This window comes from Paraburkholderia sp. CI2, assembly GCF_014201055.1.
Taxonomy (GTDB): Bacteria; Pseudomonadota; Gammaproteobacteria; order Burkholderiales; family Burkholderiaceae; genus Paraburkholderia; species Paraburkholderia tuberum.
In genome coordinates this window covers 106,346-119,885 of record NZ_JACHDL010000013.1, presented here as the reverse complement: position 1 = coordinate 119,885, position 13,540 = coordinate 106,346, and the positions used below count along the sequence as shown (strand labels likewise).

The 13,540-nt window shown below is 61.7% G+C and carries 11 protein-coding genes; all 11 read left to right on the top strand.

Features of this window, described 5'->3' with window-relative positions:
* Positions 1–180: 180 nt before the first annotated feature.
* The 11 genes from HDG32_RS19225 (at position 181) to atpB (ending at position 13,487) form a co-directional block, all read left to right on the top strand.
* A complete protein-coding gene (locus HDG32_RS19225; RefSeq protein ID WP_184069863.1) occupies positions 181–1,347 on the top strand; it encodes an ABC transporter substrate-binding protein in 1,167 nt (388 codons plus the stop codon).
* A gap of 419 nt (positions 1,348–1,766) precedes the next feature.
* Positions 1,767–2,927 carry an ABC transporter substrate-binding protein gene (locus HDG32_RS19220; protein WP_184036889.1) on the top strand — a complete coding sequence of 387 codons (1,161 nt, stop codon included), beginning with the start codon at positions 1,767–1,769 and terminating at the stop codon, positions 2,925–2,927.
* Positions 2,928–3,146: 219 nt separating this feature from the next.
* Positions 3,147–4,202 carry a branched-chain amino acid ABC transporter permease gene (locus tag HDG32_RS19215; RefSeq protein ID WP_184069861.1) on the top strand — a complete coding sequence of 352 codons (1,056 nt, stop codon included), beginning with the start codon at positions 3,147–3,149 and terminating at the stop codon, positions 4,200–4,202.
* 4 nt (positions 4,203–4,206) lie between these two features.
* Positions 4,207–5,991, top strand: a complete 1,785-nt coding sequence (locus HDG32_RS19210) for an ATP-binding cassette domain-containing protein (RefSeq protein ID WP_184069859.1) — start codon at positions 4,207–4,209, stop codon at positions 5,989–5,991.
* Entirely contained in the window at positions 5,991–6,767 is a 777-nt protein-coding gene (locus HDG32_RS19205; RefSeq protein ID WP_184036898.1) for an ABC transporter ATP-binding protein, read from the top strand. Before HDG32_RS19210 ends, HDG32_RS19205 begins: the two co-directional genes overlap by 1 nt.
* Positions 6,768–6,942: 175 nt before the next feature.
* Positions 6,943–8,901 carry a tRNA uridine-5-carboxymethylaminomethyl(34) synthesis enzyme MnmG gene (gene mnmG, locus HDG32_RS19200; RefSeq protein ID WP_184069857.1) on the top strand — a complete coding sequence of 653 codons (1,959 nt, stop codon included), beginning with the start codon at positions 6,943–6,945 and terminating at the stop codon, positions 8,899–8,901.
* Complete coding sequence (gene rsmG, locus HDG32_RS19195; RefSeq protein ID WP_184069855.1) at positions 8,898–9,581, top strand: 16S rRNA (guanine(527)-N(7))-methyltransferase RsmG; 684 nt, start codon at positions 8,898–8,900, stop codon at positions 9,579–9,581. The genes mnmG and rsmG overlap by 4 nt, the downstream gene beginning before the upstream one ends.
* 71 nt (positions 9,582–9,652) lie before the next feature.
* A complete protein-coding gene (locus HDG32_RS19190) occupies positions 9,653–10,444 on the top strand; it encodes a ParA family protein (RefSeq protein WP_090802387.1) in 792 nt (263 codons plus the stop codon).
* 18 nt (positions 10,445–10,462) lie between these two features.
* Positions 10,463–11,350 (top strand): ParB/RepB/Spo0J family partition protein, encoded by an 888-nt coding sequence (locus tag HDG32_RS19185; RefSeq protein WP_184069853.1) that lies wholly within the window; start codon positions 10,463–10,465, stop codon positions 11,348–11,350.
* A 574-nt stretch (positions 11,351–11,924) separates the two neighbouring features.
* A complete protein-coding gene (locus HDG32_RS19180) occupies positions 11,925–12,470 on the top strand; it encodes an ATP synthase subunit I (RefSeq protein WP_090802391.1) in 546 nt (181 codons plus the stop codon).
* A 165-nt stretch (positions 12,471–12,635) separates the two neighbouring features.
* A complete protein-coding gene (gene atpB / locus HDG32_RS19175) occupies positions 12,636–13,487 on the top strand; it encodes a F0F1 ATP synthase subunit A (RefSeq protein WP_184069851.1) in 852 nt (283 codons plus the stop codon).
* The last annotated feature ends 53 nt before the right edge of the window (positions 13,488–13,540 follow it).

The following is a 13,540-nucleotide window of genomic DNA, read 5'->3' as shown; positions in this document are numbered from 1 at the left end:
GGCTATTTCACGCGCCATTTTTTACTCTCCGTTAGCCGCTGAGGTAAACGTCACAAGCCTGCGAAACGCTTGCAGCACGGCGCTTGCGTCCGCTACACTCGCTATTCACCGACCATTGGGTTGGCAATTAAATCCGCGGATTTAATTGCAATTGAATAACGGGGTTAATAGAGGAGCAGGATGAAGTCGGCATTGCGTTGGATCAGCGCGGCATTGGTCGCCACAGGGGTCTCGGCTGCTTGGAGCGGCCATGCATTCGCGGACGTGAAAATCGGCGTCACCGTGTCGGCAACAGGACCGGCCGCATCGCTCGGCATTCCGGAAAAGAACACGATTGCGCTGCTGCCGAAAGAAGTGGCGGGCCAGAAGATCGACTACATCGTCCTCGACGACGCAACCGATTCCACCCAGGCGGTCAAGAACGCCCGCAAGCTCACTAGCGAAGACCACGTCGATGCACTGATCGGCTCGACCGTCGTGCCGAACTCGCTCGCCATGATCGACATCGCTGCCGAAACCTCGACGCCGATGATCTCTCTGGCCGCGGCCGCGGGCATCGTCGAGCCGATGGACGCGAAGCGTGGATGGGTCTTTAAAACGCCGCAAAACGACATTCTGATGGCCACGGCGATCGCGCAGCACATGGCCAATCACGGCGTGAAAACGGTCGCGTTCATCGGCTTTTCCGACGCGTACGGCGAGAGCTGGTTCACGGAATTCAGCAAAGCCGCTGACTTCGCGAAGATCAAGATCGTCGCGAACGAGCGCTTCGCGCGCAACGATGCATCGGTCACGGGCCAGGTGCTGAAGATGATGTCGCAGAAGCCGGACGCGGTGCTGATCGCCGGTGCGGGCACGCCGGCCGCGCTGCCGCAGAAAACGCTGAAGGAGCGCGGCTACAAGGGCAAGTACTATCAGACGCACGGCGTCGCGAACAACGACTTCCTGCGCGTGTGCGGCAAGGATTGCGAAGGCACGTGGCTGCCCGCTGGCCCACTGCTGGTCGCCGAGCAACTGCCCGAGGCGAATCCGGTGAAGAAAAGCGCGCTCGCATACAAGCATGCGTATGAAACGGCATACGGCGCGGGGTCGGTGTCGACGTTCGGCGGTCACGCATGGGACGCGGGTCTGCTGCTGCAGCATGCGATCCCGCTCGCGTTGAAGAAGGGGCAGCCAGGCACGCCGGCATTCCGCGAGGCGCTGCGTGCCGCGCTCGAACGAACGAAAGATCTGCCCGCGTCGCACGGCATCTTCAACATGAGCGGGAACGACCATGCCGGCCTCGATCAGCGGGCGCGCGTGATGGTGCAGATCGTCGACGGCAAGTGGAAGCTCGCCGGCGACTGAGCGAAGGCTCTGCGCCACGGGACCTCATCGAAAAAGACGCGTGCAGTTGACGCGTCTTTTTTATTATCCGGGCCGGGTGTCCGCATCGCGCAAAAGTGTGGTTTCGCTGCTTCAGGACAAACCCGCATTTGGCGCACGCTCTCTTGACCGTCGATAATGCAGAACGCAAACTACTAACATATTAGTGGTTTAGGAGATGCCTGGTTGGAATAAAGCCGCGCCACGGAAACGCGGCGTATGACGCGAATGCGCACTCGCGCGACGCGAGAGGAGCGGTACCCAACGCAGCTGGGGAAGGTATGCGCGCCGAGCAGGGAAAACCATGCTTGGCACACTTGAACCCGCTCACTAGATTCAAACACCCGGCCCAGCAAGCCGGTTTATACATAGGCGCTTTTCAAAGCGTTTGGAGACTCGCAATGAAAAAGACAAGGCATTGGGTACGCACCGGCATCGCGATGGCGCTGATGTGCGGCGCGGGGGCTGCATTCGCGCAGGTGAAGATCGGCGTCACGTTGTCGACGACGGGGCCGGCCGCGTCGCTCGGGATTCCTGAAAAGAATACGATCGCGTTGCTGCCGAAGGAGATCGGCGGCAAGAGCGTGCAGTACATCATCCTCGACGACGGGTCGGACACCAGCAAGGCCGTGCAGAACACGCGCAAGCTGATCGACGAAGACCACGTCGACGCGATCATCGGCTCGACCGTCACGCCGAATTCGCTCGCGATGCTCGATCCGGCCGCTGAGGGCAAGACACCGGTGATCTCGCTCGCGGCATCGGCCGCGATCATTCAGCCGATGGATGCGAAGCGCGCATGGGCATTCAAACCACCTCAGAACGACAGCCTGATGGCCGAAGCGATCGCCGATTACATGCAGCATCACGGCGTGAAGACGGTCGGCTTCATCGGATTCTCGGACGCATACGGCGACAGCTGGAACACGACGTTCGACGCCGCCGCGAAAGCGCACAACCTGAAGATCGTGTCGAACGAGCGCTTCAACCGCACCGATGCATCGGTGACGGGCCAGGTGCTGAAGACGATGGGCGCGAATCCCGACGCGGTGCTGATCGCGGGCTCGGGCACGCCGTCGGCGCTGCCGGCCAAGACGCTGAAGGAGCGTGGCTACAAGGGCAAGATCTATCAGACTCACGGGGTCGCGAACAACGACTTCCTGCGCGTGTGCGGCAAGGATTGCGAAGGCGAACTGCTGCCGGCCGGTCCGATTCTCGTCGTCGATCAATTGCCGGATTCGAACCCGGTGAAGAAGTCGTCGGAAGCCTATAAGAACGCCTATGAGAAGGCTTATGGCGCGGGTTCGGTCGCGACCTTCGGCGGCCACGCATGGGATGCCGGCCAGATGTTGCAGGCTGCGATTCCGGTCGCGCTGAAGACCGCCCAGCCGGGCACGCCGGAGTTCCGCGCGGCGCTGCGCAACGCGCTCGAAAACATCAAGGAGCTGCCAGTGTCGCACGGCATCATGAACACCACCGCGAACGACCACAACGGCCTCGACCAGCGCGCACGCGTGATCGTGCAGATCGTCGACGGCAAGTGGAAGTTGCAGAACAACTAAGACTATTTACAAAAACCAGTAGCGGTACGCGCCTCTCGCGCAATCTGCGGTGCATGACGCCGCATTGCCATTGTGTTCGACGACAATGGCATCGACCGCCGCGCCGCGTCCCGGCGCGGCGGTTGTCTTTTCAGACATGCAGATCGATGGCCGGCTTCGCACCGCGCCGTCGCGACTGTTTCCCGGTTTTTCGATTTCGACGCTTCAGGACGAGGAAGTATGGATCTATCAATTGCGGCGATCCTCGCGCAGGACGGCATCACGACCGGCGCGATCTACGCGCTGCTCGCGCTTGCGCTGGTGCTGGTGTTCTCCGTCACGCGGGTGATCTTCATCCCGCAAGGGGAGTTCGTTTCGTACGGTGCGTTGACGCTCGCCGCACTGCAAACGCAGAAGTTTCCGGCCACCTGCTGGCTGTTGATGGCGATGGGCGCGGCATGCTTCGTCGTCGAGACGGCGGCCGTGTTGCGGCATGCTGAGCGGCGTCGTCATGCGGCGCGCACGCTGCCCGTGCTGGCGGGGAAGTACCTGCTGTTTCCGATCGCGGTCTACGCGCTCACGCGCGGCATCTTCCTGCAGCCGCTGCCGATGATCGTGCAGATCGCGCTGACGCTGCTGATCGTGATTCCGATGGGTCCGTTCGTGTATCGCCTTGCCTACGAGCCGATCGCGGAGGCGACCACGCTGCTGCTGTTGATCGTCGCGGTGGCCGTGCATTTCGTGATGGTCGGTCTCGGCCTCGTGATGTTCGGCGCCGAAGGCTCGCGCACCAACGCGTTTTCCGATGCGACGTTCAACATCGGCACGTTGTCGATCTCCGGCCAGAGCCTGTGGGTAATCGGCACCGCGGTCGTGCTGATCGGCGCGCTGTATTTGTACTTCGATCGCTCGATCTCGGGCAAGGCGTTGCGCGCGACGTCGGTGAACCGGCTCGGCGCGCGGCTCGTCGGCATCGGCACCACGCAGGCGGGACGCCTCGCGTTCACACTTGCGGCGGGGCTCGGCGCACTGTGCGGCATCCTCGTCGCGCCGCTCACGACGATCTACTACGACTCGGGCTTCCTGATCGGTTTGAAGGGCTTCGTGGGCGCGATCATCGGCGGTCTGGTCAGCTATCCGCTGGCGGCGGCCGGCTCGATTCTGGTTGGTCTGCTGGAGTCGTATTCGTCGTTCTGGGCTAGTGCTTATAAGGAAGTGATCGTGTTCACGTTAATCATCCCGGTGCTGCTGTGGCGCAGTCTTGCGAGTCCGCACGCCGAAGAGGAGGCGGAGTGACACGATGAAACGAATCATGCAAAAGAAGTTCTTCTGGTTGTTCCTCGTGGTGCTGTTCGCTTTGCCGGTTCTGCCGCATCCGATCCATGTACCCGAGTACTGGGTCACGCTGCTGAACTACATCGGTCTCTATTCGATCGTTGCGATCGGCCTCGTGCTGTTGACCGGCATCGGCGGGATGACGAGCTTCGGGCAGGCCGCGTTCGTTGGCATCGGCGCGTATGCAACCGCGTATCTGACGACGAACTTCGGCGTGTCGCCGTGGCTCGCACTGATTGCGGGCGTGATCGTCACTGCGCTGGTTGCGCTGATGCTCGGTCTCGTGACGATGCGCCTATCCGGCCACTTTCTGCCGCTCGGCACGATTGCGTGGGGGCTCGCGCTGTTCTACCTGTTCGGCAATCTCGACATGCTCGGCAAGTACGACGGCATCAACGGCATCCCGGTGTTGAATGTTTTCGGGATCAACCTCGAGTCCGGCCGCCATATCTATTACCTGATCTGGGTGGTCGTGCTCGGTGCGGTCGTCTCTGTTCAGAATCTGCTTAATAGCCGGCCGGGGCGCGCAATCCGTGCGTTGCGCGGCGGTGGTCTGATGGCCGAGGCAATGGGCGTCAACACCGGCTGGATGCGCGTCGTGATTTTCGTTTATGCGGCAGTGCTTGCGTCGGTTTCCGGTTTTTTGTACGCGCACTTGCAGCGCGCCGTGAATCCGACGCCGTTTGGACTGAATCACGGCATCGAGTTCCTGTTCATGGCGGTGGTGGGCGGCGTCTCGCACGTCTGGGGCGCGGTGCTCGGCGCGGCGATCCTGACCGTGCTGCAGGATTATTTGCAGACGCTGCTGCCAAAACTGCTCGGCGAGAACGGCAACTTCGAAGTGATCGTGTTCGGCATCATCATGGTGCTGCTTCTGCAGTACGCGCGGCAGGGCGTCTGGCCGTTCGTCGCGCGCTTTTTCCCGCGTGGCCCGCGGGCGCATCTCGCCGGTCACGCGGATCCTCTGCCGCAGCGCAACAAGCCACAGACCGGCGAAGACCTGCTGAAGGTGAACAAGGCGCGCAAGCAGTTCGGCGGTCTCGTCGCGGTGAACGACGTCAGCTTCGAGGTCAAAGCAGGGCAGATCATCGGGCTGATCGGACCGAACGGCGCGGGCAAGTCGACGACCTTCAATCTCGTGACCGGTGTGCTGCAGGCGACAAGCGGCGAGATCACGTTCCGCGGCGAGCGCATCGATGCGCTGAGTTCACGTGAAATCGTCAAGCGCGGCATCGGCCGGACGTTCCAGCACGTGAAGCTGCTGCCGGGTATGACCGTGCTCGAGAACGTCGCGATCGGTGCGCATCTTCGTGGCCATGCGGGCGTGTGGCGCAGTGTCGTGCGGCTGAACAGCTCCGAAGAGCAGCGGTTGATGGCCGAAGCCGCTCGGCAGATTCGCCGCGTCGGCCTCGAACAGCACATGTATGACGAAGCGGGCAGCCTGGCGCTTGGTCAACAGCGGATTCTCGAAATTGCGCGCGCCCTGTGCTGCGACCCGACTCTGCTATTGCTCGATGAACCGGCCGCTGGTCTCCGGTATCAGGAAAAGCTTCAGCTCGCCGAACTGCTGCGCAGACTGAAGACAGAAGGGATGAGCGTGCTGCTCGTCGAGCACGACATGGATTTCGTGATGAATTTGACGGACCGGCTCGTGGTGATGGAGTTCGGCACGCGGATCGCTGAGGGCCTGCCGCAGGAAGTCCAGCAGGATCCGGCGGTGCTCGAAGCGTATCTGGGTGGGGTGGAATGATGGACGACATGACAACGACCGGCGTGGCGGCGGCGGGACCGATTCTCGAAGTGAGCCAATTGTCCGTCCGCTACGGCAAGGTTGAAGCGCTGCACAATGCGGCGATCAAGGTGCGGGCGGGGCAGATCGTCTCCGTGATCGGCCCGAACGGCGCGGGAAAGTCGACGCTGCTGAATGCGATCATGGGCGCGTTGCCGACGTCCGGTCATGCGAAAGGCGCGGTTTCCTATCAGGGCGACGACGTCAGCGCGATGCCGGTCGAAAAACGCGTCGCGCTTGGAATGTGCCTGGTGCCGGAAAAGCGCGAGCTTTTCGCTTCGATGACCGTCGAGGACAATCTGCTGCTTGGCGCCTACCGGCGCAAGCGAGCAGGGGAGCGCAACTTTCTCGATCAGCTGGAACCGGTGTTCGAACTGTTTCCGCGGCTGAAGGAGCGGCGCAAGCAGGCGGCCGGCACGCTTTCCGGCGGCGAGCGGCAGATGCTCGCGGTCGGCCGCGCCCTGATGGGCAAGCCCGATCTGCTGATGCTGGACGAGCCGAGCCTCGGTCTCGCGCCGCTGATCGTGAAGGAAATCTTTCACATCATCAGCGCCTTGCGGCAGACGGGCGTCGCGACGCTGCTGATCGAGCAGAATGCGCGCGCTGCATTGCAGATCTCGGACTACGGCTACGTGCTGGAAACCGGCGAGTTGGCACTGGAAGGACCGGCAACCGACCTCGCGCAAAATCCCCGGGTGATCGAAACCTATCTCGGTCTTGCCAAAAAGGTCGCATAAGCCCGCACTTATTTCGCTGATCGCTGTCTCTGGAAGCGGTGTGTTTCACGTGAAACACACCGCTTTTTTATTGTTTCACCATTCGGACGAAATTCGGGCCGAAACTGAACCCGTTATAATTCGCCCATACATTTCTTTTGAAGGCTCACGCGACGATCTGGCGTGAGATCCCGCGATGCTTTTTCCCTCAGAATTTGACGTAATCGTCGTCGGTGGCGGTCATGCCGGCACCGAAGCTGCTTTGGCGTCGGCGCGCATGGGCAACAAAACGCTGCTTTTGACCCATAACATCGAAACCCTTGGTCAGATGAGCTGCAATCCGTCGATTGGCGGCATTGGCAAAGGCCATCTGGTCAAGGAGGTCGACGCGCTGGGTGGCGCCATGGCGGCCGCTACCGACGAAAGCGGCATCCAGTTTCGGATCCTGAATTCGTCGAAAGGACCGGCGGTCCGCGCGACGCGCGCTCAGGCTGACCGCGTGCTGTACAAAGCGGCGATCCGCCATCGTCTAGAGAATCAGCCGAACCTCTGGCTATTTCAGCAGGCCGTCGACGATCTGATGGTCGAGGGCGACCGCGTGGTCGGCGCCATCACGCAAGTGGGTATTCGTTTCCGGTCGCGCGCGGTGGTGCTGACGGCGGGCACGTTCCTCGACGGCAAGATTCACGTGGGGTTGAACAACTACACCGGTGGACGCGCGGGCGACCCGGCTGCGGTTTCGCTGTCGGTGCGGTTGAAAGAGCTGAAGCTACCGCAGGGCCGGCTTAAGACCGGTACGCCACCGCGAATCGACGGTCGCACGATCGACTATTCGCAGCTCGAAGAGCAGCCCGGCGATCTGGACCCGGTGCCGGTGTTCTCGTTCCTCGGGCGTGTCGAGCAGCACCCGCGCCAGGTGCCGTGCTGGGTCACGCATACGAATCAACGGACACATGACATCATTCGCGGCGGTCTCGATCGCTCGCCAATGTACACAGGCGTGATCGAGGGGGTGGGGCCACGCTATTGCCCGTCGATCGAGGACAAGATTCACCGGTTTGCGTCGAAGGAATCGCATCAGATCTACCTCGAGCCGGAAGGTCTGACGACCAACGAGTTCTATCCGAACGGGATCTCGACGAGCCTGCCCTTCGACGTGCAGCTCGAGCTGGTGCGTTCGATGCGCGGCCTCGAGCATGCGCATATCCTGCGCCCGGGCTACGCGATCGAGTACGACTATTTCGATCCGCGTGGCCTGAAGGCATCGCTAGAAACGAAGGTGATCAGTGGCCTGTTCTTCGCCGGACAGATCAACGGGACGACCGGCTACGAAGAGGCAGCTGCACAGGGCACGCTGGCCGGCATCAACGCCGGTCTGTTCGTGCAAGGCAAGGAAGCATGGTGTCCGCGTCGCGACCAGGCTTATCTCGGCGTGCTCGTGGACGATCTAGTCACGCGCGGGGTGTCCGAGCCGTACCGGATGTTCACGAGCCGCGCGGAATACCGTCTGAGCTTGCGCGAAGACAACGCCGATATGCGGCTGACGGAGATCGGGCGCGAACTTGGCGTGGTCGATGACGCTCGCTGGGACGCCTTCAGTCGCAAGCGTGACGCTGTTTCACGTGAAACACAGCGCTTGCGTTCAACCTGGGTCAATCCTAAGACCTTATCGGCAGAAGAGGCGACCGCCTTGCTTGGCAAGTCAATCGACCACGAATACAGTCTCGCGGACCTGCTGCGTCGTCCGGGCGTCAGCTACGACGGCGTCTGCGGGCTGCGTGACGGCACTTGTGGCGCGCCCGAAGCACTTGCGGAAGACCCCGTGCTGCTCGCGCAAATCAAGGAACAGATCGAAATCGGCGTCAAATATCAGGGCTACATCGACCGACAGGCCGGTGAGATCGAACGCAACGAGGCGCAAGAGAACACGCGTCTGCCTGACGGGCTGGACTACACCGAGGTCCGTGGGCTGTCGTTCGAAGCTCGCCAGAAGTTGATGCAGTTCCGGCCGGAAACGATCGGACAGGCGTCGCGTATTTCCGGTATCACGCCTGCCGCGATCTCGCTGCTGATGGTCCATCTGAAGCGTGGCCTCGGGCGTCGTCCGTCGAAGTCCGCCGAGCCCGGCGCCGACAGCACGCCGGTGGTTCAATGACGGCAGCGCAGAGGGGAATCGACCAACAGGCCTTGGCGTCATTGCTGGCGGAAGGTGTCCGTGAACTTGGTCTCGAACTCAGCGACGCGCAGCAGCACGAGCTGCTCGATTTCGTCGCGCTGCTCGCGAAGTGGAACAACGTCTACAACCTGACAGCGATCCGCGATCCGAGGCAGATGCTAATCCAGCACATTCTCGATTCGCTATCGATCGTGCCGCACCTGGCGCCGCGCGGGCCGTCGTCGGTGCTCGACGTCGGTTCGGGCGGGGGGCTGCCGGGCATCGTGCTCGCGATCGTGCTGCCCGATTGGACCATCACGACGAACGACATCGTCCATAAGAAGACTGCCTTTCAGTCGCAGGCGAAGGCGGAACTGGGCCTCGCGAACCTGTCGGTTGTGACCGGTCGGGTGGAGACGCTGCGGCCTGGCGCCGAAGTACCGGCAAAGTTCGACGTAATTGTCTCGCGCGCGTTCGCAGAACTCTCGGATTTCGTTACACTGGCCCGTCATCTGGTTGCGGAGCAGGGCGCAATTTGGGCGATGAAGGGTATGCGGCCGGATGCCGAAATCGCGCGTCTGCCGGCGGGCGCTCACGTGGAACAGATCATCCGGCTGAACGTGCCGTCGCTCGACGCCGAGCGGCATCTGATCGAGGTGCGAGTGGACCCCGAAAGCTGACGGCCGCTTCGGCCTGTCAACACCCTCAACGATTTTCACTTCATCCAAGCAGCAAAAGGGACACACCAACGATGGCAAAAATCTTCTGCGTTGCGAACCAGAAGGGCGGCGTCGGCAAGACGACCACCACAGTCAATCTGGCCGCGAGCCTGGCAGCGCAGGGACAGCGAGTCCTTCTCATCGATCTGGACCCGCAAGGCAACGCCACGATGGGCAGCGGTATCGACAAGGCCGAATGTACGAACACGGTCTACGAGGTGCTCGTGGACAACGTGTCGGTGGCCGATGCGCGAGTACGGCCCGAGGCGGTCGGATACGACGTGCTTCCCGCGAACCGTGAGCTCGCGGGCGCCGAGGTCGAACTCGTCAGTATGCAGAATCGCGAGCGTCAACTGAAGGCGGCGCTCGCCGGGGTCGAGGGCGAGTACGATTTCGTGCTGATCGATTGCCCGCCGGCTTTGTCACTGCTGACGCTCAACGGACTATGCGCCGCGCACGGCGTCGTCATTCCGATGCAGTGCGAATACTTCGCGCTCGAAGGGCTGTCCGACCTCGTCAACACGATCAAGCAGGTCCATGCGAATCTGAATCGCGACCTCAAGGTGATCGGTCTGCTGCGCGTCATGTTCGATCCGCGCATTACGTTGCAACAGCAAGTCTCGGATCAATTGAAAGAGCACTTCGGCGACAAGGTCTTCGACGCGGTGATTCCACGCAACGTGCGATTGGCCGAGGCGCCCAGCTATGGGCTGCCCGGTGTGGTGTTCGACAGGGCGTCGCGAGGCGCGCAGGCGTACGTGCAGTTCGGCGTCGAAATGATTGAGCGGGTGCGCGCGCTGAATGACGCGCCCCAGGCATCCTAAGCGGATCGAGGAAGCACGATGAACGCAGTAGCAAGAAAGAAGGGACTGGGCCGCGGTTTGGAGGCATTGCTCGGCGGCACCGCCGATATCACCGAGGCAGCGGTGATCGACGGCGCACCGAACGTATTGCCGCTCGGCAAGATGCAGGCGGGCAAATACCAGCCGCGCACGCGCATGGACGAAGGCGCGCTGCAGGAGCTTGCGGCGAGCATCCGCGCGCAAGGGCTGATGCAGCCGATTCTCGTGCGTCCGATCGCGGCGGATCGCTATGAGATCATCGCGGGGGAGCGGCGTTTTCGCGCGGCGCGGCTCGCGGGCCTCGACGAGGTGCCGGTGCTTGTGAAGGACGTGCCCGACCAGGCCGCCGCGGCGATGGCGCTGATCGAAAACATCCAGCGCGAGGATCTGAATCCCCTCGAAGAGGCCCAGGGGATCCAGCGCCTGCTCGACGAATTCAATTTCACGCATGAGCAGGCGGCAGAGTCGGTGGGCCGCTCGCGAAGCGCGGTGTCGAACCTGCTGCGTCTGCTGAACCTTGCGACACCGGTACAGACGATGTTGCTCGCCGGCGATCTCGACATGGGCCACGCTCGCGCGCTGCTCGCCGTCGATGCCGCGACGCAGATCACGCTGGGCAACCAGGTCGTCAACAAGCGCCTGTCTGTGCGCGAGACGGAAAAGCTGGTTGCGATGACCACGAAGGTGACGCCGGCGGCCAAGGCCCGCGCGAACCCGGACGGCGGCCGTGACACGCGACGCCTGGAAGAGGAACTGTCGGACCTGCTGTCCGCTACGGTGAAAATCAAGCTCGGCCGACGCGGTCGCGGCCAGGTGCTGGTGGACTTCGGCGATCTCGACGCGCTGGAAGGCATTCTGGTTCGTTTGCGCGGGAACGCGAACGTCTGAGCACAGATTGGCGCTCAGCAGGCAAGAGTGGTGAACGGCTGGCGGCCTGTGCATGAGCACTGCCGCGAGTTGGTCTACCTCGGTGCGAGCGGCTATTGTGGATTCCAAAACAACCGATGCACGAATAATCAGGAATCCTAGCTTCAGACGCTCCACATTCACCCGATAATCATCCTGACGAGCCGCTATCAAAAGCGACCCGATCATCATTGAAATTTGCGGTGAGGCTGATTCAGCTCATTAGAAGAGCTATCCCGTTCAGCCCTTAAAAAGAGGCATTTGTTGCATTTTCGAGACGTCTGCCGCTGGGTCGGAACGCACTGCCAACGAGCTTCGATCCACGCGACCACCCGCACGGGTTTTGCCGCCCCCCGCCCGCCTTACATTTGACGTGTTTCGCGTCGTTAGCGTACGTTTTACCGCATCGTGAAGGGAAGTTTCACGCGGTTATAGGCTGGCCTAAAGTCTTGAATTGCCTGCAACTATCGCTTACAATCGCCCGGATTTAATTGCACGGCAACCCCGTAAGCGCTGCGTAAACTCGCGGGCTGAACGAGACTTTCGGAACATTGCGATGGCGGTCAAAACGTCGAATCTGTCGCCGGAGAATGGTGACGACAGACACCGCGCTGAACGCTCCGCACCCGAGATGTCCTCCAGTCGGCAGTTCGATCCGGCGGAAGCGTGGGATGACGCGCAGGAAGATAACAATATCGTTCCGCTCACGCGGGCCGAGGCGGAAAAGCTGTTTGGTCCCGGCGTGGGTCGTCCATCGCGCGTAACGCCGTTCAGGGTCGTCGCAGCGCAAATGGTTTTGTCCTTGGTCGCAACGCTGTTGTGGTGGCTGTTCTACAAGCCGCCGGGTGCTGCTGCGCTGTCCGCGTTCCTCGGGGGGGCGATCTGCTGGGTGCCGGGCGCGTTGTTCGCGGCACGACTGAAAAAGCAGGGCGGCGCCGAGACCGTGATGAGCTGGATGATCGGCGAAGCACTCAAGATGGGGACAACGATTGCGATGTTTGTCGCAATCGCCTTCTGGTATCACGACGTACGCTGGATTCCGCTGCTCGTGACCTACCTCATCGCGCTGAAGACTTACTGGATCGCCTTGGCGTGGCGCTAAGGTAGCAGCACAAAAAACAGCAGCAAAAAGAATTTAAGGCCGGCGCGCAGCGCCGGCACGGGTGTGCGGGTGAGACAGGGCCCGCACCCGGCGCGTTCCCGCAACACAGTGTTCCGGCAGGAGCGGCCTCGAACGATTTTCGACAATTTGGGTGGCTTTAACGATATGGCAGCTAGCGAAGGCACGCGCGCAATGGATCCGTCCGAGTACATCGCGCACCACTTGCAGAACTTTTCCACCGCACACCAGACGTCGATTTTCGACATCCATGTGTGGAATCTCGACACCCTTTTCTGGTCGATCGTGTGCGGCCTCGTCACGATCTTCGTGCTGCATCTGGCAGCCCGCAAGGCAACGGCCGGCGTGCCGGGTCGCTTCCAATGCGCGATCGAAATGCTTGTCGAAATGGTCGAGGATCAATCGAAGGCCATGATCCACGGCTCGCGCACCTTCATCGCGCCGCTCGCGCTGACCGTGTTCGTCTGGGTCGCGCTAATGAACTCACTCGACTTCATTCCCGTCGACCTGCCGGGCCGTGTGATCGGCTGGCTGGGTCTGTCCGAAGCCATCCCGCACCACCGCATCGTGCCGACCGCCGACCTGAACGGCACGATCGGTATCGCGCTCGGCGTGTTCGTGCTGATGATTTACTACAACTTCAAGATCAAGGGCGTTGGCGGCTTCGTGCATGAACTGCTGTCCGCTCCGTTCGGCGCGCATCCGCTGCTGTGGATCCCGAACCTCGCACTGAACATCATCGAGTTCGTCGCGAAGACGGTCTCGCTCGGCATGCGGTTGTTCGGCAACATGTACGCGGGCGAACTGTTGTTCCTGCTGATTGCCCTGCTCGGCAGCATCTGGAGCTTCGGCGCGGACACGACGGTGCTTGGCTTCATCGGCCACGTGGTCGCCGGCACAGTGTGGTCAATCTTCCACATCCTGATCGTTCTGCTGCAGGCGTTCATTTTTATGATGCTGACGCTGGTGTACATCGGCCAGGCACACGACACGCACTAACCTGCGTTGTCGGCAAAGAATCGTAGTTTTTCAAATCCCAGTTCCAACCAGTT